This is a genomic window from Streptomyces sp. NPDC096323 (assembly GCF_040302845.1).
Classification (GTDB): Bacteria; Actinomycetota; Actinomycetes; order Streptomycetales; family Streptomycetaceae; genus Streptomyces.
The window spans coordinates 77327-101685 of sequence record NZ_JBEOSI010000013.1; the positions used below are offsets into that span (position 1 = coordinate 77327).

At 72.5% G+C, this 24359-nt stretch carries 21 protein-coding genes and 1 pseudogene; 12 read left to right on the forward strand and 10 right to left on the reverse strand.

The window, feature by feature from the left end:
- The first annotated feature begins 69 nt into the window (after nt 1–69).
- Nucleotides 70–1227 carry an ROK family protein gene (locus tag ABTX18_RS31155; protein WP_352126143.1) on the forward strand — a complete coding sequence of 386 codons (1158 nt, stop codon included), beginning with the start codon at nt 70–72 and terminating at the stop codon, nt 1225–1227.
- A gap of 120 nt (nt 1228–1347) precedes the next feature.
- Here the strand turns inward: ABTX18_RS31155 and ABTX18_RS31160 are convergent, their stop codons facing one another.
- Entirely contained in the window at nt 1348–2115 is a 768-nt protein-coding gene (locus tag ABTX18_RS31160; RefSeq protein WP_352126144.1) for a GntR family transcriptional regulator, read from the reverse strand.
- Between the two features lie 681 nt (nt 2116–2796).
- On the opposite strand from ABTX18_RS31160, the gene ABTX18_RS31170 reads away from it, so the two are divergent.
- Complete coding sequence (locus tag ABTX18_RS31170) at nt 2797–3627, forward strand: alpha/beta fold hydrolase (RefSeq protein WP_352126145.1); 831 nt, start codon at nt 2797–2799, stop codon at nt 3625–3627.
- Between the two features lie 489 nt (nt 3628–4116).
- Here the strand turns inward: ABTX18_RS31170 and ABTX18_RS35910 are convergent.
- Nucleotides 4117–4578, reverse strand: a pseudogene (locus tag ABTX18_RS35910) (EamA family transporter); the annotation flags it as partial.
- Nucleotides 4579–4760: 182 nt separating this feature from the next.
- On the opposite strand from ABTX18_RS35910, the gene pdxR reads away from it, so the two are divergent.
- The 3 genes from pdxR to ABTX18_RS31190 all read left to right on the forward strand — a co-directional run bounded on the left by pdxR (nt 4761) and on the right by ABTX18_RS31190 (nt 9433).
- Entirely contained in the window at nt 4761–6143 is a 1383-nt protein-coding gene (gene pdxR / locus ABTX18_RS31180) for a MocR-like pyridoxine biosynthesis transcription factor PdxR (RefSeq protein ID WP_352126250.1), read from the forward strand.
- A gap of 122 nt (nt 6144–6265) precedes the next feature.
- Nucleotides 6266–7846 (forward strand): alkaline phosphatase D family protein, encoded by a 1581-nt coding sequence (locus ABTX18_RS31185; protein ID WP_352126146.1) that lies wholly within the window; start codon nt 6266–6268, stop codon nt 7844–7846.
- A 189-nt stretch (nt 7847–8035) separates the two neighbouring features.
- The gene (locus ABTX18_RS31190) at nt 8036–9433 is read left to right on the forward strand and encodes a GNAT family N-acetyltransferase (RefSeq protein ID WP_352126147.1); all 1398 of its coding nucleotides are present in this window, start codon (nt 8036–8038) and stop codon (nt 9431–9433) included.
- On the opposite strand, the gene ABTX18_RS31195 is transcribed toward ABTX18_RS31190, so the two are convergent.
- The gene (locus ABTX18_RS31195) at nt 9369–10610 is read right to left on the reverse strand and encodes a trans-sulfuration enzyme family protein (protein WP_352126148.1); all 1242 of its coding nucleotides are present in this window, start codon (nt 10608–10610) and stop codon (nt 9369–9371) included. The two genes, ABTX18_RS31190 and ABTX18_RS31195, sit on opposite strands and share 65 nt — an antisense overlap.
- 60 nt (nt 10611–10670) lie before the next feature.
- On the opposite strand from ABTX18_RS31195, the gene ABTX18_RS31200 reads away from it, so the two are divergent.
- Together ABTX18_RS31200 and ABTX18_RS31205 are read left to right on the forward strand one after the other, a co-directional pair.
- The gene (locus tag ABTX18_RS31200) at nt 10671–11189 is read left to right on the forward strand and encodes an Lrp/AsnC family transcriptional regulator (protein ID WP_352126149.1); all 519 of its coding nucleotides are present in this window, start codon (nt 10671–10673) and stop codon (nt 11187–11189) included.
- 35 nt (nt 11190–11224) lie between these two features.
- The gene (locus tag ABTX18_RS31205) at nt 11225–12910 is read left to right on the forward strand and encodes a DUF885 domain-containing protein (protein ID WP_352126150.1); all 1686 of its coding nucleotides are present in this window, start codon (nt 11225–11227) and stop codon (nt 12908–12910) included.
- A 78-nt stretch (nt 12911–12988) separates the two neighbouring features.
- On the opposite strand, the gene ABTX18_RS31210 is transcribed toward ABTX18_RS31205, so the two are convergent.
- Nucleotides 12989–13483, reverse strand: coding sequence for a rhodanese-like domain-containing protein (locus ABTX18_RS31210; RefSeq protein ID WP_352126151.1), 495 nt, complete (start codon nt 13481–13483; stop codon nt 12989–12991).
- Between the two features lie 93 nt (nt 13484–13576).
- Between ABTX18_RS31210 and ABTX18_RS31215 the strand changes: the two genes are divergently transcribed.
- Nucleotides 13577–14023: an Lrp/AsnC family transcriptional regulator gene (locus ABTX18_RS31215; RefSeq protein WP_352126152.1), complete on the forward strand. Its 447-nt coding sequence runs from the start codon at nt 13577–13579 to the stop codon at nt 14021–14023.
- 34 nt (nt 14024–14057) lie between these two features.
- On the opposite strand, the gene ABTX18_RS31220 is transcribed toward ABTX18_RS31215, so the two are convergent.
- The 3 genes from ABTX18_RS31220 to ABTX18_RS31230 all read right to left on the reverse strand — a co-directional run bounded on the left by ABTX18_RS31220 (nt 14058) and on the right by ABTX18_RS31230 (nt 19112).
- Nucleotides 14058–17117: an AAA family ATPase gene (locus ABTX18_RS31220; protein ID WP_352126153.1), complete on the reverse strand. Its 3060-nt coding sequence runs from the start codon at nt 17115–17117 to the stop codon at nt 14058–14060.
- On the reverse strand, nt 17114–18280 hold the full coding sequence (locus ABTX18_RS31225; protein ID WP_352126154.1) for an exonuclease SbcCD subunit D: 1167 nt from the start codon (nt 18278–18280) through the stop codon (nt 17114–17116). The genes ABTX18_RS31220 and ABTX18_RS31225 overlap by 4 nt, the downstream gene beginning before the upstream one ends.
- Before the next feature lie 205 nt (nt 18281–18485).
- Nucleotides 18486–19112 carry a YigZ family protein gene (locus ABTX18_RS31230; protein ID WP_352126155.1) on the reverse strand — a complete coding sequence of 209 codons (627 nt, stop codon included), beginning with the start codon at nt 19110–19112 and terminating at the stop codon, nt 18486–18488.
- A gap of 59 nt (nt 19113–19171) precedes the next feature.
- On the opposite strand from ABTX18_RS31230, the gene ABTX18_RS31235 reads away from it, so the two are divergent.
- On the forward strand, nt 19172–19582 hold the full coding sequence (locus ABTX18_RS31235; protein WP_352126156.1) for a CoA-binding protein: 411 nt from the start codon (nt 19172–19174) through the stop codon (nt 19580–19582).
- A gap of 74 nt (nt 19583–19656) precedes the next feature.
- A complete protein-coding gene (locus ABTX18_RS31240; RefSeq protein ID WP_503061239.1) occupies nt 19657–20493 on the forward strand; it encodes an AAC(3) family N-acetyltransferase in 837 nt (278 codons plus the stop codon).
- Between the two features lie 78 nt (nt 20494–20571).
- Here the strand turns inward: ABTX18_RS31240 and ABTX18_RS31245 are convergent, their stop codons facing one another.
- The gene (locus ABTX18_RS31245; RefSeq protein WP_352126157.1) at nt 20572–21144 is read right to left on the reverse strand and encodes a helix-turn-helix domain-containing protein; all 573 of its coding nucleotides are present in this window, start codon (nt 21142–21144) and stop codon (nt 20572–20574) included.
- A 91-nt stretch (nt 21145–21235) separates the two neighbouring features.
- Between ABTX18_RS31245 and ABTX18_RS31250 the strand changes: the two genes are divergently transcribed.
- The gene (locus ABTX18_RS31250) at nt 21236–22102 is read left to right on the forward strand and encodes an EamA family transporter (protein WP_352126158.1); all 867 of its coding nucleotides are present in this window, start codon (nt 21236–21238) and stop codon (nt 22100–22102) included.
- Between the two features lie 37 nt (nt 22103–22139).
- Here ABTX18_RS31250 and ABTX18_RS31255 read toward each other — a convergent pair whose 3' ends face one another.
- On the reverse strand, nt 22140–22877 hold the full coding sequence (locus ABTX18_RS31255; RefSeq protein WP_352126159.1) for an acyltransferase: 738 nt from the start codon (nt 22875–22877) through the stop codon (nt 22140–22142).
- A gap of 168 nt (nt 22878–23045) precedes the next feature.
- On the opposite strand from ABTX18_RS31255, the gene ABTX18_RS31260 reads away from it, so the two are divergent.
- Nucleotides 23046–23576 (forward strand): gamma carbonic anhydrase family protein, encoded by a 531-nt coding sequence (locus tag ABTX18_RS31260; protein ID WP_352126160.1) that lies wholly within the window; start codon nt 23046–23048, stop codon nt 23574–23576.
- 40 nt (nt 23577–23616) lie between these two features.
- On the opposite strand, the gene ABTX18_RS31265 is transcribed toward ABTX18_RS31260, so the two are convergent.
- Entirely contained in the window at nt 23617–24276 is a 660-nt protein-coding gene (locus ABTX18_RS31265; RefSeq protein ID WP_352126161.1) for a DedA family protein, read from the reverse strand.
- Nucleotides 24277–24359: the final 83 nt, after the last annotated feature.

The window sequence follows — 24359 nt, forward strand, 5'->3', positions numbered from 1 at the left end:
CACGGTCGCCCCGCCCTTGGGCAACGAGTACCATCCGCCTGACATGCGCACGAGCTGGGAGGACACACCGTGGGCCGGCTGACCGGTGGGGACCCGTCGTTGCTGCGTCGGATCAATTCCGCTGTGGTCCTGCATGCCCTGCGAGGTGCAGAATTCCCGACCCTTACCGACCTGACCCGGATCACGGGCCTTTCCCGGCCCACGGTCGAGGGCGTCATGGAAGGACTGTTCGAAGCCGGACTGGTCGTCGAATCAGCTCCGGACGGCGCCGAGGCGCGACGCCAGGGGCGTCCGGCCCGCAGATTCCGCTTCCGGGCGGAGGCGGGGCACCTCCTGGGCATCGAGATCGGCCCGCACCGGGTCTCGGCGTTGCTGTCGGGGCTGGACGGCCGGATCATCGGCGCCGGTTCGCGCGAGGTGTCGGAGACCGCCTGCGCCGACGACCGTCTCGAAAAGGTGCGGACCGTGGTCGCGGACGTCCTGCGGCGGACGGGCGTGGCCCGCAGCAGTCTGCGGGCGGTCGGCGTGGGCAGCCCCGGCATCGTGGAGGCCGACGGCACCGTCCGGCTGGGAACCGCCCTTCCGGACTGGACGGGGCTGGCACTCGGCGAGCGCCTGAGACGCTCGTTCCGCTGCCCGGTGCTCGTGGAGAACGATGCGAACGCCGCGGCGGTCGCGGAGCACTGGAAGGGTGCGGCCACGGAGTCCGACGACATCGTGTTCGTACTGGCGGGCCTGAGCCCGGGGGCGGGTTCCCTGATCGGCGGGCGGCTGCACCGCGGGTTCGGCGGGGCGGCAGGTGAGATCGGCGCCCTGCACCTCCTCGGTCGTGGTGCCACGCCGGAGAGACTCCTGTCGACGACGGACACCCCCCTCGACCCGCTCGACGAACATGCGGTCGCCGCGGTATTCGCCAAGGCACGGCGCGGCGACAAGCAGGCACAGGCGGCTGTCGAGCGGTTCATCCAGCGTCTGGTGCACGACGTGGCGGCGCTGGTCCTCGCGCTCGATCCGGAGCTGGTGGTCATCGGCGGCTGGGCCGCCGGACTGGACGGAGTCCTGGATCCACTCCGCGATGAGCTGGCCCGCTACTGTCTGCGGCCCCCGAGGGTGACCCTGTCGCTGCTCGGCGAGGCCGCCGTGGCCACAGGTGCACTGCGGCTGGCCCTCGACCACGTCGAGGAACAGCTCTTCGCCGTGGAGGGAACGGTGACGGCCCGACGCTGAAGGCGACGGCCATACGGTGCCCGCCCCGGCGCCCGGTCATCCGGGAATCCGGACAACCACGGATCCGGACAACCGGAGGATCCGGCACCCGGCACCCGGCACCCGGCACCCGGCACCCGGTCAGGATGCCTGGCGGGGCCTGTCCTGGGGGCTGATCTCCACGTCGCCCGAGTCGCCGAAGGTGAGGCGGCAGGTGTCCGCCCGGTACGTGGCGACGGAGACGGCCGCTGTGCCGCCGGCCGCAAGGTAGCGGGTCGTCACGACGAGGACAGGGGCGCCGGGGAGCCGGTCGAGCTCCTTGGCGTCGTCCGCGCGCGCCGAACCGAGCTCGACGGAACGGTCCTGTCCGTCGAGGCCGAGCCGGTGCAGTTCACGTACGACGCTGCGCGCCCTGGCGGGGCCGGACGGGGTCTCTATGGCCGAGAGGTCCGGAACGGAGGTCTCCGGTACGTACAGCAGTTCCGCCGCGACCGCCTGGCCGTGCGTGAGGCGGATTCTGCGCACGATGTGGACGGGCTCGTCACCCGCCACGTCCAGCATGTCGGCCACGACGGCCGGCGCGGCTGCCGTCCGGCAGTCCACCGACTGCCACGCCTCGCCCGCGCCGCCCCCGGTCCAGTCGTGCTGAGCCGTGGAGACGGCGACGCCCACGCGCGGCGGGGCGACCGTGGTGCCCACTCCACGGCGGCGTTGCAGCCTGCCTTCGAGTTCGAGCTGCTCCAGCGCCTGCCGGAGCGTGGCCCGGGCGACGCCGAACCGGGCGGCGAGCTCGCGCTCGTTGGGGAGGATCTCCCCCACCGCGAAGTCCGAGTCGAGTGCCTCACTGAGCACGGTCTTGAGGTGCCAGTACTTCGGCTCCTGCACCGTTTCCAGCTGCGTGGTCCCCACCCTGTCCTCCGCAATCGCCCAGCGGCTTTTCCGCCACGTTATTTATTAAAGGTTCCTGTCTTAACGTGGAGACCATAGGACGGCGCACCCCCTTGGTCAAGACCAATCCTCGGGCCGCGGGTGCACGGACCGGCTATTTGCCGCGAAACGTTCACAGGACGTTCGTGGAAGACGTGCGCGACGGCGGGCTGAGGGCAGGGCGATCCGGCACGGTGAGCCGACTGGCTGGAAGTGGTCTGCGACAACAGCGACTCCTTGCTCCGCCCGTTCGCCAGCCCGTTCGGCCGCCCGTTCGCCAACGTTCGTTCGTCCGTCGGGCGACTACTCGCCAGCCGGCGTGGGGAGTTTGTCGGGGTTGCGAACGATGTGGACGCATTGGGTGACTTCGTCCCGGACATCCACCTGGACCATGGAGTCCGGTTTTCCGCCGGAGAGCATGAGGCTCTCCGGGATCCGCAGCGGCGTCTCGACCTGCCGCCGCTGTCCCCGACGAGCCGCACGTCCGGGGCAAGCAGCGCGGCAACGCGTCGATGTCGCCGCCCGCGACGCGCCGCAGCGCGTCCGGTTCCTCTGCCCCGCACCCTTGAACTGCAAGCTACCTGGCGGTAATTGTTGCTGACGGAATGTCTAAGCCGCTCGCAGGCGCGGAATCCTCGTGTCTCATCACCCGGGAGCACCTCCATGGCCACCACGGTCTCGTTCACCGTCGAGTCACCCCGAGGACCGCGGTCCGTGTCCGTCGCGTACGAGCGGTCGGGTTCCGGTGAGCCCCTGCTGCTGCTCCACGGGATCGGCCACCATCGTCAGGCCTGGGACCCGGTGATCCCGGTTCTGGCGCTGGAACGGGACGTCATCGCGGTGGACCTCCCCGGTTTCGGCGTCTCCCCCGGACTGCCCGAGGCTCTGGCATACGACCTGCCGACCGTGGCGCCGCTGCTCGGGACCTTCTGCGAGGCGATCGGGGTGGAACGCCCCCACGTGGCGGGGAACTCGCTCGGCGGGCTGCTGGCGCTGGAGCTGGGCCGCCGGAAGCTCGCAGGCTCGGTGACCGCGCTCTCGCCCGCGGGCTTCTGGACGGATCCCGAGCGCCGGTACGCCTTCGGTACGCTCCGCGCCATGCGGCTCGCGGCGGAATCGATGCCGCTGCCCCTCATCGAGCGGCTATCGCGCACCGCCACCGGTCGCACCGTCCTGACCAGCACCATCTACGCCCGGCCCGGGCGGCGCTCCCCGGACGCCGCCATGGCCGAAACCGTGGCGCTGCGGCACGCGGCCGGGTTCCACCGGACGCTGGCCGCCGGACGGGACGTCCGGTTCACCGACGACCTGCCGGGGCTACCGGTGACCATCGCCTGGGGCGGCCGCGACCGGCTGCTCCTGCGACGCCAGGGAATCCGGGCCAAGCAGACCCTCCCCGGCGCCCGGCTGGTCCGGCTTCACGCCTGCGGCCATGTCCCGATGAGCGACGACCCCGCTCTGGTGGCGCGGGTGATTCTCGATACCAGCCGCTGAATCCACCACCCGATCACGGCTCCGGCGGTTCAGGACGCCCGAGCCGATCGCCACCCCGGCCCCCACCAGGCAGCTGCCCGCCGCCTGCGCGAGGCCGTACGAGCCGGAGCCGACGAGCGGTGCGGTGAGCGCGGCGGCGACGGGGATCAGCCCGAGGAACAGCGTGGCGCGCTCCGCGCCGATGCGCTGCAGCCCTCGGTACCAGCAGACGAACCCGACCACGGTGACCACACCGGCCTGCCAGACCAGCGCGGCCGCCTCGCCGGGCGTGGGCACACGCACGAATGCCGCGCCGTCGACCAGCAGGCCGAGAACCGTCGACTCCACCGCGGCGATCGCGCAGACCGTGGCGGACAGCAGCTTGGGTCCCAGCGGACGCAGCACCGGCACGGCGATCAAGGCGAAGCCCACCTCACCGGCGAGCGCCCCGACGGAGAAGACGATGCCCGCCGTGTCGGTCTGCCCCCAGCCCTGCACGGTGAACGCGCCGATGGCGACAAGCCCCGCGGCACAGAGAATCGCACGCGTGGGCCTGCGCCGGGACACCAGCGGCACGAGGACTGCCACCAGGATCGGTGCGCATCCGACGAACACGCCCGGCACGGCCGGCTCCGCCGACCGTTCGGCGGCCAGGACTGCCAGGTTGAACCCGACCATGCCCACGGCGGCCAGCAGCGCGAGCCTCCCCCACTGCCTGCCGTTGAGGCGCCGGAGCGCGTCGGCCGGCGAGGGCTCGCCGGCCCTGTTCAGGAGCGGCAGGAGCAGCAGGGCGGCGAGGCCGTAACGCAGCGCCTGACCACCGGCATAGGGATAGTCGCCGAGGACACTGCTCGCGGTGAAGGAGGCGCCGACGAGGACGGCGGCGAAGGCGGCGAGGGACGCGCCCCGCAGATAGGTCACATTCATGGCATTGACGCTAGGCAGCCGGGCGGCCCGGTTTAAGGTCCACATTCATGACGCCTTCGGGGACCACTTCGACATCGGGCACAGCCGGAAGCGCCGAGGAGTCGTCCTCGCCGGACACAGCCGGAAGCGCCGAGGAGTCGTCCCCGCCGGACACAGCCGGAAGCGCCGAGGAGTCCGCGCCGGACACCATCGGCAGCGCCCAGGCATCCGTCTCGGCAGCATGGGAGCTGCTGCTCCCGGCCGCGTCGGCCCCCGCGCGCGGGCGTGGCCGGGCCCTGCAGTCCGCGCTGCGCGAAGCGGTCCGCTCCGGCCGGCTGGTGCCGGGCACGCGTCTGCCGTCAAGCCGTGCGCTCGCCGCCGACCTGGGCGTCTCCCGCGGTCTGGTCACGGAAGCCTACGAGCAGCTGACCGCGGAGAGCTATCTGCGCAGCGGACACGGGTCGGGGACGTGGGTCAGCGGGTCGGTGCGGGCCGCGAAGGGCAGGGCGCGCGATCTCGCCCCGCGCGCCCCCGGCACTCGCATCGACTTCAGGCCGGGCACGCCGGACCTCTCTCTCTTCCCTCGCAGTGCCTGGCTCGCCACCCACCGTTCGGTCCTCGGACGGCTGCCGCACAGCGCGCTGGGCTATCCGGATCCGCGCGGACTGCCGGAGCTGCGTGACGCCCTGGCCGCGCTGCTGACCAGGCGCCGCGGTGTCGTGGCCGATCCGGAGCGGCTGCTGGTGTGTTCGGGCGTCGCCCAGGCCACCACCCTGCTCGGCTTCGTCCTGCGCGGACGCGGTCTCGACACCGTCGGTGTCGAGGATCCCGGGAGCCCCGAGCACGCCGCCCTCTTCGCGTCGGCCGGACTGGCCACGGCACGGCTGCCGCTCGACGACGAAGGGCTGGTGATCGGGCCGCTCGAACGCTCCGGCGTACGCGCCGTCGTGACCACGCAGGCTCATCAGTTCCCCACCGGAATCGCGTACTCCGCCGCCCGCCGCAGCCGGCTTCTGGACTGGGCCCGGGAGACCAACGGCGTGATCATGGAGGACGATTACGACGGCGACTTCCGCTACGACCGTACCCCCGTCGGCGCTCTCCAGGGCCTCGACCCCGAGCATGTCGCGTACACCGGCTCGGTGAGCAAGTCCCTGGCGCCCGGCCTGCGGCTGGGCTGGCTGCTGGCGCCGGCCTCGATGACGGACGAGATCGTCGACCGCAAGCGGACCATGGACCTGGGCAATCCGGCTGTCGACCAGGCGGTGCTGGCCGAATTCGTCGTCCGGGGAGGCTACGACCGGCAGTTGCGCCGCTGCCAGCGCGCCTACCGGGAGCGCCGTGACGTCCTCACCACGGCGCTCGCCGAGCACTTGCCGGGCACCGAGGTCAGCGGCATCGCGGCGGGACTCCATGTCATCGCCCGGCTGCCCGCACGGTACGGGCCCGAGGCGGAGTTCGTGAGCCGCGCGGCGGAGAACGGAATCGCCCTGCGGCTGCTGAGCGACTGCGGCGACGCACGGTCCACCGACGGATACGTGGGCCTGGTGATCGGATACGCACACCTGCCGCCGGCGGACATCGAGCGTGGCGTGAAACTGCTGGCCGCCTGCTCGGACAGCGGCCGCTGAACGAACCTCAGTGCGTGCATGGGCCCGGTATTCATCTGGCGTTGGTGTACCCGCCTCCGTCGGACGCGAGGGTGGGGCGGTCGCTCAGCAGTCCGTACGCCCGACCCGCCGGAGGCCCTCCGATGCCGTACCGTCCCCGCGTCCCGTCCACGAACCGCCGCGCCTTGCTGCGCGGCTCGCTGGTCGCCACGGCCGCCCTCACGCTCCCCGTGGCGGGTGCGACGGCCCCGGCCTTCGCACGTTCCGGCCGTCCGGACGCGGCCTGGGGTGTGCAGGTGGGGGACGTCACGTCGTCCTCCGCCCTGGTGTGGGTGCGCTCCGACCGGCCGGCCCGGATGGTGGTGGAGACATCGGCGACGGAGTCCTTCCGGCGTGCCCGCGTCCGGCACGGTCCGCTGCTGGGTCCGGATACCGACTTCACCGGGACGACGCCGCTGTACGGGCTGCCGCCCGGCGAGCAGGTGCACTACCGGGTGACGCTCGCGGCCCCGGACGACCCCCGCCGCACCGGTCAACCGGTGTACGGCACCTTCCGGACCGCTCCCGCGCGCCGACGGGACGGGGTGCGCTTCCTGTGGTCCGGCGACATCGCGGGCCAGGGGTGGGGCATCAACCCCGACATCGGGGGCTACCGGGTCTACGACGAGATGCGCCGCCTCGACCCCGACTTCTTCCTGTGCAGCGGGGACAACATCTACGCGGACGGGGTCATCGAGCCGCGTGTGGCTCTGCCGGACGGGCGTGTCTGGCGCAACGTCACCACCGAGGAGAAGGCGAAGGTCGCCGAGACGCTCGCCGAGTACCGGGGCAACTTCCGCTACAACCTGCTGGACGACAACCTCAGGAAGTTCAACGCGCAGGTGCCCTCGGTGATCCAGTGGGACGACCACGAGGTGCGCAACAACTGGTACCCGGGGCAGATCCTCGACGACGTCCGGTACACCGAGAAGAACGTGGATGTGCTGGCGGCACGCTCGACGCAGGCCTTCCGTGAGTACTTCCCGGTGTCGACCCTGCACGGCTCCCCCGGCGGGGACCGGGTCCACCGGGTGGTGCGGCACGGTCCGCTGCTCGACCTGTTCGTCCTGGACATGAGGACCTTCCGCAACGCCAACTCCCCCGGCCGTCAGGCCGACGACACCACCGGAATCCTGGGCGCCGCGCAACTGGAGTGGCTCAAGCGCGAACTGTCGAAGTCCCGGGCGGTGTGGAAGGTGATCGCCGCCGATATGCCGCTCGGTCTGGTCGTCGCCGACGGCGCCACGGACTTCGAGGCCGTCGCGCAGGGCGATCCCGGAGCTCCGCTCGGCCGCGAACTGCAGATCGCGGAACTGCTCCGGTTCATCAAGCACCGCAGGATCACCGGCACGGTGTGGCTGACGGCGGACGTGCACTACACCTCGGCCCAGCACTACGCTCCCGAGCAGGCGGCGTTCAAGGATTTCGCGCCGTTCTGGGAGTTCGTCACGGGCCCCCTGGCGGCCGGCCAGTTCCCTGCCAACGCACTCGACGGCACGTTCGGACCCGACCGGGTGTTCGTCCAGGCCCCCGGCCGGGCGAACGTGTCGCCGATGGAGACTCCGGCCCTGTTCGGTGAGGTCGACATCGACGGTGACAGCGGCGAGTTGACGGTGCGCCTGCGCGAGCAGGGCGGATCCGTCCTGTTCAGCAAGGTTCTCCAGCCCGGGCGAGTGGGGCAGTGAGCCTGCGGCACCTACCTCCGGTGAACGCGCCAGGGGCTCGGCCCCACGCCGCCCCCACGCCGCCCCCGGGCCGCCTGATTTCACTGGAAAGCAATGCGCCAACCGGCCAAAAACCGACTAGATCCACACTTAACCCATCGGTCACAAGGCGTTCGTGATCAGGCAACACCGCTCGGTCACAGTGGGGTCATGACTGATGTGACCTCCGCGAAGAGTGCCCGCCGTCCCCACCACTGGCGGCGGGACCTCATTGAACTCGCCGCCCTGTTCACGGCCGTCGCCGTCGCCGACGCGATCGCCAACCTGATCGGACACCAGCCGGGCGGCCCGTCCCTGCTCATCGCCTCGGCGGTGGCGCTGAGCGCCACCGCCGCGTTCCACACCTGGTGGGCACGGCGTCACAGCCACGCACCGCCGCCGCCGGATGCCGACGACCCGGCCGCGCAGCCGGTCACGGCGGCCGGCGCCCCGTCGCCCGACTCCGCGGCCGACGCCGAGACGGTCCTGTGGCGGATGCGCACCACGGTCCGGGACGCTCCCGGCAGCCTGGCGGCGCTCTGCACCGTGCTGGCCCGCCACCGGATCGACATCCTGACCCTGCAGACCCACCCGCTGGCGGACGGCACAGTCGACGAGTTCCTGCTGCGTGCCCCCGCCTCGTTGCCCGCCGCTCAGCTGACCCGGGCGATCTCCGAGGCCGGTGGCCGCTCCACGTGGATCGAGCGCGCGGACACCCATGACCTGGTGGACGCTCCGACCCGGGTGCTCGGCCTTGCCACCCGCACCGCCCTGGACGCCGCCGAACTTCCGCTGGCCCTGCGCCAGCTGCTCGGCCGGTGCACCATCCACTCGCTGCCCGCCGTGTCGGTCACCGGACGCGCCACCGGCGAGAGCGCACCCGTGGAGGGCGTACTGGAGGAGACGGTGATGCGGCTGCGCGATCCGTCGGGCGGTGTCATCACCGTCGAGCGCCCCTATCTGCCCTTCACGCCGACGGAGTTCGCCAGGGCGCGCGCCCTGGTCGAGCTCGACGCCCGGCTCGGCCCCCGCGTCCCGCGCAGCGAACAGGTATTGACCCTGCCCGAGGGCAACGCGATCACCGTGCGCCGGGCGGACGGCGGCGACCTCGAAGCGGCCAGGGCCATGCACGACCGGTGCTCGGAACGGACCCTGCGGCTGCGCTACCACGGACCGGTCCGTGACGCCGACCGCTATCTCGAGCACCTGCTGAGTCCCCGCTTCGGGCGGACCCTCGCCATGCAGACGGCCTCCGGCCGGACGGTGGCCCTCGGCCATCTCCTCTGGGACGGCGACGAGACGGAGGTCGCGCTGCTCGTCGAGGACGACTGGCAGCGCCGCGGCATCGGCTCCGAGCTCCTCGGCCGGCTGGTGGCGCTCGCCGTCGAGGCGGGCTGCGAGAGCGTCTACGCCGTCACCCAGGCATCGAACACCGGGATGGTCGCCGCGATGCGCGCGCTCTCGCTGCCGCTCGACTACCAGATCGAGGAGGGCACGCTCGTGATCACCGCCCGACTGGGCGCGACTGCGGTACGTTCCCTGCCGCCGTACGAGCAGGCCGAGCGCTGACCACCTGCCGCACGGGCTCCTCGCCGCTCAGGGCCTGACACAGATCGGCCCACAGGTCCTCGACGTCCTCAAGACCGACCGACATGCGCAGCAGCCGGTCGCCGACCCCCGAGGCCTGCCGGTCTCCCTCATCCACGATGCGGTGGCTGATGGAGGCCGGGTGCTGGATCAGGGTGTCCACACTGCCGAGACTGACCGCGGGCGTGATCAGGCGCACCGCGGCGATCACCCGGTGCGGGTCTCCGTACACCTCGAAGGAGACCATCGCGCCGCCCAGTTCCGGGTAGTGCACGCGGGCGATCCGCGGGTCGGCGGAGAGGCGGCGGGAGAGCTCCGCGGCGTTGGCGGACGCGGCCCGGACGCGTACCGGAAGCGTCGCGAGACCGCGCAACAGCAGGTACCCCGCCATCGGGTGGAGGACCCCGCCGGTCGCGAACCGCACCTGGCGCAGCCGTGCCGCGAACTCCTCGTCGCAGGCGACGACCCCGCCCATCACGTCCCCGTGGCCGCCCAGGTACTTCGTCGCGCTGTGCAGCACGATGCGGGCTCCGTGCTCGACGGGCCGCTGGAGGATCGGGGTGGCGAAGGTGTTGTCGACCAGCAGCGGCACCGAGCCGCAGGAGTGGGCGACCGCCCGGATGTCCACCTCGGCAAGGGTCGGGTTGGCGGGAGTCTCGACGATCACCAGGCCGGTGTCGGGGCGGATGGCCTCGGCGATGCCCGCGGGATCCGTCCAGGTCACCTCCGTACCGAGGAGCCCGGCACCGAGGAGGTGGTCACTGCAGCCGTAGAGGGGGCGGACGGCCACCACATGGCGCAGTCCCATGCTCGCGCGGGCCAGCAGGACGGCGGTGAGCGCGGCCATCCCGCTGGCGAACGCCACGGCGCTCCCGGTCCCTTCGAGCCGGGCCAGGGCCGTCTCGAAACGGGCGGTGGTCGGGTTGTCGAGCCGTGCGTAGACGGGCGGGCCGTCCAGCCGGGCACCCGTGGAGGCGAAGGAGTCGATCCGTTCCGCCTCACCCCTGGAGTCGTACGAGGGGTAGGTGGTGGACAGGTCGATCGGCGGGGCGTGCAGGCCGAGAGCCGCGAGGTCGTCGCGTCCGGCGTGCACGGCTTCGGTGGCCTGCGCCCGGTACGGGGGTGTCGCCGAGGGCACCATGGAGGATTCGTTGTCCATGCACCCCACCCTGAACAACGACCGGCACAAACGGATCGAAGCCCGTGCTACGTTCGGCGAATGACCGATTCCGTCGCTCTTGACACGGTGGATCTGCATATTCTGCGGCTGTTGCAGAACGATTCCCGGACCACGTACCGCGAGCTCGCCGCCGAGGTCGGGGTCGCCCCCTCGACCTGTCTGGACCGGGTCACCCGGCTGCGCCGCACGGGCGTCATCCTCGGCCACCAGTTGCGGCTGGATCCGGCCAGACTGGGCCGCGGTCTGGAGGCGTTCCTCTCCGTGCAGGTCCGGCCGCACCGCCGGGAGCTCATCGGCCCGTTCGTCGACCGGATCAGGACGCTGCCCGAGTCCCGCGCCCTCTTTCATCTGACCGGCCCCGACGACTACCTGGTCCACGTGGCGGTGACCGACACCGCGGATCTTCAGCGTCTGGTCCTCGACGAGTTCACCTCGCGGCGCGAAGTGGCCCGCGTGGAGACGCGGCTGATATTCCAGCAGTGGGAGTGCGGTCCGCTGCTGCCGCCGGCCCGGACGGCCGAGGCCGTTCCGGGTCAGGTCCATGGTGCCGATCGGTAGTGACGCGGAGGCCCTTCCCGTACGAGGATGTCCACATGTCAGACACTTCCAGCAGCGCGCTGCCCCGCCAGGTCGCCGACACCTATGTCGACGCGTTCATCGAACTCGACCCGATCTCCGGCACCTATCTGGGTGTCGCGGAGAGCTCGCGCCGCCTTCCCGACTTCTCCCCCGCCGGCCAGGAAGCCCTGGCCGAGCTCGCCCGCACCACGCTCGCGCGGCTGGACCGCGCGGAGCAGCTTCCCGGCGCGGCCGATGACGCGGAGCGTCGTTGCGGCCGTCTTCTGCGCGAGCGCCTGACGGCGGAACTCGCCGTCCACGAGGCCGACGAGGCACTGCGGGCCGTTTCCAATCTGCATTCGCCGGCCCACTCGATCCGTGAGGTGTTCACGGTGACGCCCACCGAGACGGACGAGGACTGGGCGGCCGTCGTCGAGCGGCTCGGGGCGGTTCCGGCGGCGCTGTCCGGCTATCGCGAGTCCCTCGCGCTCGGCCTGGAGCGGAAGCTGTACGGCGGTCCGCGCGCCACCGCCACCTTCATCGGTCAGCTCGACGAGTGGGTCGGGGACGGCACGACGGGGTTCTTCCGGGACTTCGCCGCCGCCGGCCCGGACTCGCTGCGCGCCGTTCTGGACGCCGCCGCCGCGGAGGCCACCCGGTCGCTGGACGAGCTGCGGCAGTGGATGCGCGAGGTGTACGCGCCCGCGATCGAGGGTGAGCCGGACACGGTGGGCCGCGAGCGGTACGCCCGCTGGTCGCGCTACTTCAACGGCACCGACCTGGATCTCGACGAGGCGTACGCGTACGGCTGGTCCGAGTACCACCGGCTGCTCGCCGAGATGCGTGACGAGGCCGGAAAGGTGCTGCCGGGCGCGGGCCCCTGGGAGGCGCTGGCCCACCTCGATGTGCACGGCAAGCACATAGAGGGGGTCGACGAGGTCCAGGCGTGGCTGCAGGGTCTGATGGACGAGGCGATCGAGGCCCTGGACGGTACGCACTTCGAGCTCGCCGAGCGGGTCCGCAAGGTGGAGTCCCGGATCGCTCCGCCCGGCGGCGCCGCGGCGCCGTACTACACGGGTCCCTCCGAGGACTTCTCGCGGCCGGGACGCACCTGGCTGCCGACGATGGGCGAGACCCGGTTCCCGGTGTACGACCTGGTCTCCACCTGGTACCACGAGGGCGTGCCCGGCCATCACCTCCAGCTCGCCCAGTGGGCCCATGTCGCCGAGAGCCTCTCGCGCTACCAGGCCTCCATCGGCATCGTCAGCGCGAACGCCGAGGGCTGGGCGCTGTATGCGGAGCGTCTGATGGACGAGCTGGGCTTCCTGCCCGACGCCGAGCGCCGGCTGGGGTACCTGGACGCCCAGATGATGCGGGCGTGCCGGGTGATCGTGGACATCGGCATGCACGCGGAGCTGGAGATCCCGGCCGATTCGCCGTTCCACCCGGGCGAGCGGTGGACGCCGGAGCTGGCCCAGGAGTTCTTCGGCAACCACAGTGGCCGGCCCGCCGACTTCGTGGAGAGTGAGCTGACCCGCTACCTCTCGATGCCGGGTCAGGCCATCGGCTACAAGCTGGGCGAGCGTGCGTGGCTGCTCGGCCGGGAGAACGCCCGCGCGGCGCACGGGGACGCCTTCGACCTCAAGGCGTGGCACATGGCCGCCCTGTCCCAGGGGCCGCTGGGCCTGGACGACCTGGTCGACGAGCTGTCGAAGCTCTGACCGGAGTGTCGGCCGGTCCGGGGCGCAGTGCCCCGGACCGGCCGGACGGTGCCGGCGCCGTGTCGGCGACGGACGGTGTCAGCACCCGCAGTCGCCGGACGCGTCCGGTGCGGTGAGCGGGTCGGCGGTGCGCCGCTCGCGCCCCTGCCAGGTCTCGAACTCGAAGCCCTCGCGCGCCCAGTACTCGAAGCCGCCGAGCATCTCCTTGACCTGATAACCGAGTTCGGCGAGGGCGAGGGCGGCACGGGTGGCACCGTTGCAGCCGGGGCCCCAGCAGTAGGTGACCACGGGCACGGCGGGGTCGAGCAGTTGAGGGGCCTGCTCGGCGATGAGGGCCGTCGGCAGGTGTACGGCGCCGGGAACGTGCCCCTGGTCCCAGGACGCCGTGGAACGGGAGTCGAGGAGTACGAAACCGGGGTCGCCGGCGGCGGCCAGGGCCGCGGCGACGTCCGAGACGTCGGCGTGGAAGGCGAGCGAGGCCCTGAAGTAGGCGGCGGCCGCGGCCGGAGCGGCGGGCGGAACGCGCAGTACGGGGTTGGGGGCGAGGGCAAGGACGGTGGGCTGCGTAGTCATGGTGGGAAATTTACGGTCGGCGGCTGCCCACCGGAAGGAGAGATCCCCGGTACATCTCTTGATCTGCCGGGCAATCCCCTGTTTCCTCTTACCATGACCGACTATTCCCCGGACGACACCGACTGGCGCATTCTGGACGTCCTGCAGGGCGAAGGGCGCTCGACGTTCGCCGAGCTCGCGCGGGCCGTCGCGATGTCGTCGAGCGCCGTGACCGAGCGCGTACGCCGGCTGGAGGAGGCCGGGATCATCAGGGGGTACGCCGCGGTGGTCGATCCGGAACGCCTCGGTCTGCCGGTTCTCGCCTTCGTACGGCTGCGGTATCCGAACGGCAACTACAAGCCGTTCCACGATCTCCTCGACACGACGCCGGAGATCGTGGAGGCCCATCATGTGACGGGCGACGACTGCTTCGTACTGAAGGTGACCGCCCGTTCCATGAAGCATCTGGAGACGGTGTCCGGGAAGATCGGCGCCCTCGGATCCGTCACCACCAGCGTCGTCTACTCCTCGCCACTGCCGAGGCGGGCCATCAGCCGCTGACCCCGCCCCCGGCCCGAGGCCCGTACGCGGGCCGTCATTCGCCGGCCCCGTCGGCCACCCGGTGCCGGACGGCCGATCCGTGCCGCTCCTTCACCACCTCGAGCTGGGCGGGGATGCGGCGGCGCAGATCGCCGACGTGACTGACGATTCCGACGCTGCGGTCCCGCTCGCGCAGCGAGTCCAGCACGTCCAGGACCTCGTCGAGGGTCTGCTCGTCCAGGCTCCCGAAGCCCTCGTCGATGAACAGGGTGTCCAGCCGCACGCCCCCCGCTTCGTCGGTGACCACGTCGGCGAGACCGAGGGCCAGGGCGAGCGAGGCGAAGAACGTCTCGCCGCCGGAGAGCGTGGCCGTGTCGCGTTCGCGCCCAGTCCAGGCGTCGATGACGTGCAGCCCCAGTCCGGCCCGGCGGCCTCCCGCCCGGGCGTCCGAGTGGACGAGCTGGTAGCGGCCGGCGGACATCCGCCCGAGCCGGGCGGTGGCGGCCGCCGCCACCTGTTCGAGACGGGCCGCGAGCACGTACGACTCCAGTCGCATCTTGCGCTCGTTGTCCGCGGACGTGCCCGCGGTGAGTCCGGCGAGCCGGGCGACCCGTTCGTACTCCAGGCGCACCGGTCCCAGAGCCCGCACCTCGTCGGCAGCGCGACGGGAGAGCCTGCCGAGCTCGGCGCAGCGTTCCCGGGCCGCCGCGCGCGCCGCCGAGGCGTCCCGCAGCAGGCGCTCCGCCGCGTCGTACACCCGCTGCGCGTCGTCCGGCGCGGCCGGTGCGCGGCGGGCGGCGGCCCGGGCCTCGGTTTCGGCGAGCCGGTCGGCCACCGCGGCCGCCTCGGCCTGCCAGGCGTCGATACGGTGCTGGAGCGCGCGCTGCGCGGAGTCGGCGAGCAGGGTGTCCGCCGCGGACTGCGGTGTGTCGAAGCCGGCCCGGAACGCGGCATCCGCGAGCCGGTCGTCGGCTTCCTTGAGCCGCGCCGCCGCGCTCTCCTCCTCGCGCACCGTCGTGGCCGCCTCGACGAGCAGAGCGACCCGGTTCTGCAGCACGGTGGCGTGTTCCGCGACGCTGTCCGACTCTCCGCGCGCTTGCGTCAACACCTCCTGGAGGGTGGCCTGTTCGGCGTCGAGGCCCTCGCGACGGGAAGTGCGGGCCGAGGCCCGGCGCTCGGCCTGCTGCCGGTCCTCGGCCCGCTGCGTGTGCTCGCGTTCGGCCGCCGCCAGTGCCTCACGTGCGGCGTGCGTGCCGGCTGCGGTCCGGTACGCACGCGCGTGCTCCCGGGTCAGCGTGTCCACGAGGGCGGAAAGCGCCTCCGCCGTCGGGTCGGCCGCGGCGCCCGTGTCCGGGTCCGCCGCGCTGTCGGCGCCTGCCGCCTCCACGGCCTCCGCCCGGGCTGCCGCATACCGTTCGCGTACGGCTCCGAGCGCGTGCTCCGCCTCGGCGCGGGCCTGCTCGGCACGCCGGTGGGCGGCCTGCGCGGCGTCCTCCGTCGCCTGGTCGACATGACCGTCTCCCGCGCGGGCCGGCTGCGGGTGGTCGGCGGAGCCGCAGACCGCGCAGGCCCGGCCGTCGACGAGTTCCCGCGCGAGTTCGGCCGCGATGTCGCGCAGCCGTCGCTCGCGCACGTCGAGCCAGTGCTCATGGGTGTCCAGGGCCTGTTCCCGGGCCTCACCCAGCCGGCGCTCGGCGCGGGCGGCCTCGTCCGCCAGCGCGTCGCGTCGGCGGGCGGCGTCCAGGCGTCGCCTGGCCGGGTCCAGCCGGCCGGCCAGCAGCTCGGCGCGGGTGGCGGCCTCCTGCGCCGCTTCGATCCGGGCGAGCAGCTCGCCTCGCCTGTCTTCCCAGCCGGCCAGCCAGCCCTCGGCGTCGCGGATCAGTTCGTCGTCCGCCCGGGCCTGGCGTTCCAGCGTCGCGCGCTCGCCGTCGATCTCCGTGCTGCGCCGCTCGGCGCGGCGGGCGGCGTCCAGTCCGCCGAGTTCCTCGCGCAGTCTGCGTTCCAGAGCGTCCAGTTGCTCGGCACCGGCGTCGGCCACGCTGTCCGGCAGCCGGGTCCGGGAGCGGTCGCGGGCCTCGCTCGCGCGTCGGTACACCCGTTCCGCCTCGTCGCGAAGCTCCAGCGCCGGGGCGACGCGGTCCGCCCTGCGGGCGCGCGCCAGCTGTTCCTGGGCTTCCTCGTGTCCGGGCCGGCCCGCCTCGGACGCGGCGGCGCGGCGCGTGGTCTCGGCGTAGCGCTGCTGGAGTGCGGCCAGTTCCCGTTCCGTGTCCAGGGTGAGCCGGGCGGTCGCATGGCGGCTCTCGGCCGCGGCCAGCACCGCGTCGGCGATGTCGAGCCGTTCGCGCGCGCCGCTGCGGGCCGTCGCGGCCCACTCCAGGACGGCGTCCGCGAGGCCGGGCTCCCCCGGCTGCGTCGTCGGCATGGGGGCTTCCCGCCCGGCCGGGCCGGCGGCCTGGGCGATCCGCTGGGCGAGGGCGAGGATCTGTTCGTCCCCGGCCCTGACCTGGTTCTCGGCGATCCGGCGGAGGTCGGCGAGCCGCTCCTCGACGGCGGCGAAACGGCGGGTGTCGAAGAGCCTGCCGAGCAGCCTGCCGCGGGCCTCGGCGTCGGCCCGCAGGAAACGGGCGAAGTCGCCCTGCGGCAGGAGGACCACCTGGCAGAACTGCTCCCTGCTCATTCCGATGAGCTGGGTGATCTCCTCGCCGATCTCCTGGTGCGAGCGGCTCAGCGCCTGCCAGCCCTCCTCGGGGTCGTAGGCGCGCAGCCGGCTCTGTGCCTTCTCGGTGGTGTGGCCGCCGCCTCGTTTCTTGGGGCGGGGCTGGGCGGGGCGCCGGGTGATCTCCAGGCGGCGGCCGCCCACGCTGAGTTCGAGCCGGACCTCGGTGGGCAGGTCCGCGGGGGCGTGGTCGCTGCGCAGCGAGGTGCCGGGGCTCTGCCGGGCTCCTGGCACGGCCCCGTACAGGGCGTAGCAGACGGCGTCGAGGACCGAGGTCTTGCCGGCGCCGGTCGGGCCGTGCAGCAGGAAGAGCCCCGCCGCGGAGAGTGCGTCGAAGTCGATCTCCTGGGGGGCGCCGAACGGGCCGAAGGCCGTGATGCCGAGCCGGTGGAGCCTCATCGGTGCACCTCGCGCACGGTGTCGTCGACGCGCACGTGGTCGAAGGCGCTGCGCAGCACCGAGCGCTCCTGTTCGTCGGTGCCGTACCCGCCGCGGACATGGGCCACGAAGTCCTCCGCGATGCTCTGGTCGTCGCGTCCCCGCAGCCGCTGGGCGTAGGAGGTGTGCGGGTCGTCGGGCGCCCGGTTCGGTTCGAGGACGAGGCTGAGCGTGTGCGGGAAACGCTCGGTGAGACGGGCCATCGGCTCGGCCGGGCGGACGGGGTCGGTGAGCGTGGCCTCGACCCAGGAGTGCTCGTGCCGGTCGAGGGCGGGGTCCTCGAGGAGGGCGTCGAGCCTGCCGCGGAGCCGGGCGAGGGGCCGGGGCACGGGGCAGTCGATCCGCTCGGCGGCGATCGCGCCGGTGGCGTCGAGGTCGATCAGCCACATCGTCTTGCGGTGGGCGGCTTCCGAGAAGGAGTACGCGAGCGGGGAGCCGGAGTAGCGGACGCGCTCGGTGACGCTCTGGCAGCCGTGGAGGTGGCCCAGCGCGACGTAGTCGACACCGTCGAAGACCCCGGCGGGGACGGCCGCCACTCCGCCGACGGTGATGTCGCGTTCGCTGTCGCTCGGCTCGCCGCCCGCGACGAAGGCATGGGCGAGGACCACGGACCGGGTGGTGTCCGGCCGCTCGGCGAGATCGGCGCGGACCCGGTCCATGGCGGCGGTCAGCACGGCTTCGTGCCCGGCCCGTTCCGCCTTGAAGAGGTCCTTCACGAGGGCGGGTTCGAGGTACGGGAGTCCGTAGAACGCCACGTCGCCGTGCGCGTCCGGGAGGACGACGGGGGTGGCGCACCGGGCCGGGTCGGTCCGCAGGTGGATACCGGCCCGCCCGATGAGTCCCGCGCCGACCCCCAGCCGCCGGGCCGAGTCGTGGTTGCCGGAGATCATCACGGTGGGCACGCCCTCGGCGGCGAGCCGGTGCAGCGCGTCGTCGAAGAGCTCCACGGCGGACAGGGGCGGCACCGCCCTGTCGTACACGTCACCCGCCACGACGACGACGTCGGCCTCCCGCTCGCGCACGGTGGCCACCAGGTGGTCGAGGTAGGCGGCCTGCGCCTCGTGCAGCGAGACCCGGTGGAACGACCGGCCCAGGTGCCAGTCCGATGTGTGCAAAATCCTCAAGAGCCGGCTCCGACCTGCATGTTTCGCTTCCTCGTCCCCCGGGTCCCGGGCGGCCGCGCACCACGCCGGCCCGGGCGACCGGCGACGGCACCCGCCACGCCCGCGCTCCCGCGCCCCTGTTCCCTCACGCGCCACAGTCTCCCATCACCGGGGACGCCGCCGGGGCCACAGCCGGGAAGACGGCTCTCGCGGCTGGCGCGCGTGCTCAGGAGTCCCCGTACGCCTCGTCACCCAGTTCCAGCTCCGCCTCGCCCGCGGTGGCGTCGGCCAGCCATCGCCGGAACTCCTCGACCTCGGCGTCCGGCAGCCCGATCTCGATGGTCACCGCCTCCGCGTACCTGACCTCGCGCACCGCGTGTCCGGTGGCCCGCAGTTCGTTCTCCAGCCGGCCCGCGCGCTGATGTGCGACGGTGACCGTCGCGATCCGGAACCGCCGGCGGGTCAGCGTGCCCAGGGCGTCGAGTGCCTCGCCGACCACACCTCCGTAGGCCCGGATCAGTCCACCGGCGCCGAGTTTCACCCCGCCGTAGTAGCGGGTGACGACGGCGACGACGTACCGCATCTCGCGACGGGTGAGCATCTGCAGCATCGGCACTCCGGCCGTACCGCCGGGTTCGCCGTCGTCACTGGCCTTCTGTACGGAGGCGTCGGCGCCGATCACGTACGCGAAGCAGTTGTGCGAGGCGGTCGGATGCTCCCTGCGGACACGGGTGACGAAGTCCTGGGCGTCCTGCTCGGTGGCGGCGGGGGCCAGCGCGCAGATGAATCGCGACCGGTTGATCTCGGTCTCGTGCACGCCCGCGCGGGCGACGGTGCGGTACTGCTCCTGCATCCGGTCACCCTATGCGCAGCCGCGGGAATGGCCGGGAGCGGGCGCCGGTTGTGCGGATCATGTACGCAGACACGGAGACGATCCGCAGGATTCTCAAGGACACGGGCGACACCTGGGCGGTGGTGGGGCTGTCCGGCAACCGCTCGCGCGCGGCCTACGGGGTGGCGGAGGTGCTCCAGCGCTTCGGCAAGCGGGTGGTGCCCGTCCATCCCAAGGCGGAGCGGGTGCACGGCGAGGAGGGCTATGCCTCCCTGGCCGACATCCCCTTTCCCGTCGACGTGGTGGATGTCTTCGTGAACAGCGAGCTGGCCGGCGCGGTGGCGGACGAGGCGGTCGCGATCGGCGCCTCGGCGGTCTGGTTCCAGCTCGGTGTGATCGACGAGGAGGCGTACGCGCGCACCAGGGCGGCCGGGCTGGACATGGTCATGGACCGCTGCCCCGCCATCGAGATCCCAAAGCTGCGCGGCTGACCTCCGGGGCTCGCAGGACCCGCTCGCATGTGCGGGGTATCACACCCCGCTCCGGACTGGGAGAATGACCGGCTGTGAGTGCTGCCCACGCCGCGGGCGTGTCGACCGTTGAGCACGGCCGGGCCCGTCTGGCCGGGCAGCTGACCGCGCTCGGCGTCAGGCGCGGTGGCGTGCTGATGGTGCACGCGTCGCTGCGCGCGGTCGGGGCGGTGGACGGCGGCGCGGATACGGTCGCCGCCGCCCTGCGGGATGCGCTGGGCCCCGCGGGCACGCTGGTGGTCCCGGCCTTCACTCCGGAGAACTCGGACACGTCCGCGCACTACCACGCCCGGGTACGCGGACTCGACGATGAGCAGCGGGCGGCCGTCCGGGCGGCGATGCCCCCCTTCGACCCGGCCACCACCCCGGCCCCGTCGATGGGCCGGCTCTCCGAGACGGTGCGCCGCACCGCCGGCGCCGTTCGCAGCACGCACCCGCAGACCTCCTTCGCCGCGCTGGGCCCGCTGGCCGACCATGTGGCGACGGGCCATCACCCGGACTGCCACCTGGGCGAGGACTCACCACTGGCCCGCCTGCACGGACTGGGGGCCCAGATCCTGCTGCTGGGCACCGGTTTCGCCTCGTGCACCGCCTTCCACCTCGCCGAGTACCGCGTCCCGTCCCCGCCCCGTCGCACCTACCGCTGCGTGGTGCGGGACGGCGGCGGGCGCCGGTGGTGGGAGTACGAGGACGTGGCCCTGGACGACAGCGACTTCACGGCGCTGGGCGCCGACTTCGAACGCTCCGGTCACGGCACGGCCGTCCGCACGGGCCCGGTGGGCTCCGCCACGGGCCGCCTGTTCGGCTTTCCGGCCGCGGTCGCGTTCGCGTCGCAGTGGCTGCCGGCGCACCGCGGCAGGGAGCCTGCATGATCACCGAACGTCCAGGCGGAGGCCATCTGATTCGTATGCGCGACGCTGACAGGCCCTGCCCTTTGCCCGGTGGGTGTCTCATCTGACGGGCGGGATGGATACGGCCATGGTGGCGTCGACGGGCTCGGAGCCCTCGTTGCGGTAGGCGTGCGGGTGGTGCGCCTCGAAGGTGGCGGAGGTGCCGGCGGGCACGGCGTACGGGGTGCCGTCGACGACGAGGGTGAGGGTGCCCGCGGTGACGTGGAGGAGTTCCACGGTGCCTTCGGGGTGCGGGTCGGAGTCGCTGCCCTCGCCGGGCATGAGGTGCCAGGACCAGAGTTCCAGCGGGCCCCGGGCGTCGGCTCCGACCAGCAGGGTGGTGGCGCTGCCCGCCTCGGTGGACCACATGCGGACGGCCTGGCTCTCGTCGACCAGGCGGACGGGCGCGCCCTGTTCGTAGTCGAGCAGTGTCGTGATGCTGATCCCGAGCGCGTCGGCGAGCTTCACCGTGGTGCCGACGCTGGGGTTGGTGCGCGCCTGCTCGATCTGGATGATCATTCCTCGGCTGACCCCGGCGCGGGAGGCCAGTGCGTCCAGAGTGAAACCCCGCTCACCCCGCCAGCGCTTGAGGTTCCGGGCGAGGGACTGCGTCAGCTGGTCGAGATCCGTCACATTCAGTCCAATATTCTGTATTGCAGTCGAAGATAATGAACTACGGTCCGGTGTACCCACCCGTTCATCGCACTGTACTGCGAGGCCGCTCATGACCGCACTCTTCGCCCTGGCAACCAGCCTGTTGTGGGGCCTGGCCGACTTCGGCGGCGGGGTGCTGACCCGGCGTCTGCCCGCGCTCACCGTGGTGGTCGTCTCGCAGGCGGTCGCCGCGGTCGTGCTCGGTGTCGTCGTGATCGCCACCGGCGCCTGGAGCGAGGCGGACGGCCGGCTCTGGTTCGCCGTCGCGGCGGGCGCGGTGGGGCCGGTCGTGATCCTGAGCTTCTACCGGGCCCTGGCGCTCGGCCCGATGGGGGTGGTGGCGCCGCTCGGGTCGCTGGGCGTCGCCGTGCCGGTGAGCATCGGGCTGGCCGTCGGCGAGCGTCCCGGGCTGCTGCAGGGCGCCGGGGTGGCCGTCGCCGTGACCGGCATCGTGATGGCTGGCGGGCCGCAGCTGCGCGGCGCACCGGTGCAGCGCCAGGCGGTCCTGCTGACGTTGTTCGCGGCGTTCGGCTTCGGGGCCGTGATGTCCCTCATCGCCGAGGCGTCCACCACGGTGACCGGACTGTTCCTCTCGCTCTTCGTCCAGCGGATCGTCAGCGTCTCGGTCGGTGGCGCCGCGCTGTACGTCTCCGTGCTGCGCGGGGCCCGCGCCCTGCCCGAGGAGGGCGGCGGCGCCGTGGTGTTCGCCGCGCTGCCGGCGCTGACGTGCGTGGGCCTCACGGATGTCGCGGCCAACGGCAGCTACGCGATCGCCGCACAGCACGGGCCGGTGACCGTCGCCGCCGTGCTGGCCTCGCTCTACCCGGTGGTCACGGCCCTGGCCGCGCGCGGAATCCTCGGGGAACGGCTGCGCGGGGTGCAGGCCGCGGGAGCCGGGCTCGCTCTACTGGGAACAGTGCTGCTCGCGACCGGATGAGGGGTGCCGCACGGAGCCGTCGGAGCGAGGGCGGGCCTCAGCTCTCCTCGAGCTCCGCGACGGCCAGCAACTGTTCGGGGGTCACGCCCGCCGGGATCGGAACCGGGGCCGGTGTCCGCAGGGGAGGCTGCCACCCCTTGTCCGCGTCCCAGCTCCGTACGACACGGGCCGGCGCCCCGGCCACCACCGCGTGGTCGGGCACCTCGCCCCGTACCACCGCCCCCGCGGCCACCACCACGTTGCGGCCGAGCGTGGCACCCGGGAGGATCACCGCTCCGGTGCCGATCCAGCAGCCGGGGCCGATGGTCACCGGCTCCATCCGCGGCCACTGCTTGCCGACCGGCTGCCCGGGGTCGTCATAGCTGTGGTTGGTCGAGGTGATGTAGACGTACGGTCCGCAGTACGTGTCCGAGCCGATCGTCACCGTGGTGTCGGCGACGACATGGCTGCCGCGGCCCAGCACCACGCCGTCGCCGAGCGTCAGGACGGTGTCGGATCCGAGATCCAGGCCGGGCATGAGCCCCGCGGTCAGAGTGACCTGCTCGCCGATGATGCAGTGGGCGCCCAGCTCGATCCACGGCTCGCCGAACACCGTGCCCTGCGGGAAGGCCAGCCGGGTGCCCTCGCCGATCCGGCCGAACCGCAGCCCGCCGGGATGTGCCGCGGTGATCGCGCCCGTCTCCTGCACCCAGCGCCGGCAGCGGTGGACGGCACCGGACAGGGCGCGCCGCCGCCAGGCGGTGAGGGAGGAGAACGTGTTTCTGTTCTTCGGCACCCGCACACGGTAGTCCGCGGGCCCACGGGCGGCCGCCGCACCCGCCTGTGATCTTCACCCCACCGGATCACGCGGCGGCCCTCGCGTCGCATACCGTTTCCCGGGCGGGCCGTACGACGGCGTTCGGACGACCGCGATCCACGGCACCGGAGCTCGGAAGGACGCGCGATGGCAGAGCAGGCGTTGATCACGGCCATGGGCGGCAAGAAGCCGGTCATCGACGCGGATGCCTTTACCGCACCGACATCGGTCGCGATCGGGGACATCACGATGGCCGCCGGCTCCAGCCTCTGGTACCACGCGGTACTGCGGGCCGACTGCGGCCCGATCGTCATCGGTGCCGGCTCCAACATCCAGGACAACTGCAGCGTGCACGTCGATCCCGGCTTCCCCGTCACGGTCGGGGAGCGGGTCTCGGTCGGGCACAACGCCGTGCTGCACGGCTGCACCATCGAGGACGACGTGCTGGTCGGCATGGGCGCCACCGTACTCAACGGCGCCCACATCGGCGCCGGTTCGCTGATCGCCGCCCAGGCCCTCGTCCCGCAGGGGATGCGGGTGCCCCCGGGCTCGCTGGTCGCGGGCGTGCCCGCCAAGGTCAAGCGTCAGCTGACCGGGGAGGAGCTGGAAGGCATCAAGTTCAACGCGGTCGGTTACGTGGAGCTGGCCAAGGCCCACCGACAGGCGCACGAGGACTGAACAACCGGCCCCGGCCGCACGGCCGGAGCTCCGCTCCCCGTCAGTCGGCGACCGGGACGGCCGACGGTTCGGACGCGGCCTCGGCCTCGGCCCGCGCGGCCGCCTTCTTGGCCCGGTTCTTGATGATCAGCATCGAGCCGAGCCCGAGCAGGACCGCGATCGCCAGTCCCAGGTACGAGAACCGCTTGAGCCAGGCCTCGGCGACGACGCCCACCGAGTAGATGACGGCCGTGGTGCCGCCCGCCCAGGCGATCCCGCCGAGCACGTTGGCGGTCAGGAACTTCCAGTAGGGCATCTGCAGAACGCCGGCGAGCGGTCCGGCGAAGATGCGCAGCAGTGCGACGAAGCGGCCGAAGAAGACGGCCCACATGCCCCACTTCTGGAACGAGCGCTCCGCCAAGGCGATCTGGCTCTCGCCGAAGTGCCGGGGGAACCTCCCGCCCAGCCAGGCGAGCAGCGGCCGTCCGCCCTTGCGGCCGATGGCATAGCCGATCGAGTCGCCGATCACCGCCCCGGCCGTGGCGCAGGCACCCAGGATCCACGGGTTGATGCCGTCGTGCCCCGCCGCCAGCAGCGCGGCGCTGACCAGCACGATCTCGCCGGGCAGCGGGATGCCCAGGCTCTCCAGCCCGATGACGACGCCCACCAGGAGGTACACGCTGATCGCGGGGACGGTCTCCAGCCACTCCTGGATGTGCAACGCCGGTTCCTCCGTAGTGATGTCCTCATCGCCCGCCTGACAACTCCACGGCGCACGGCGAAAGCCTACCGGTCGCCGCGTCG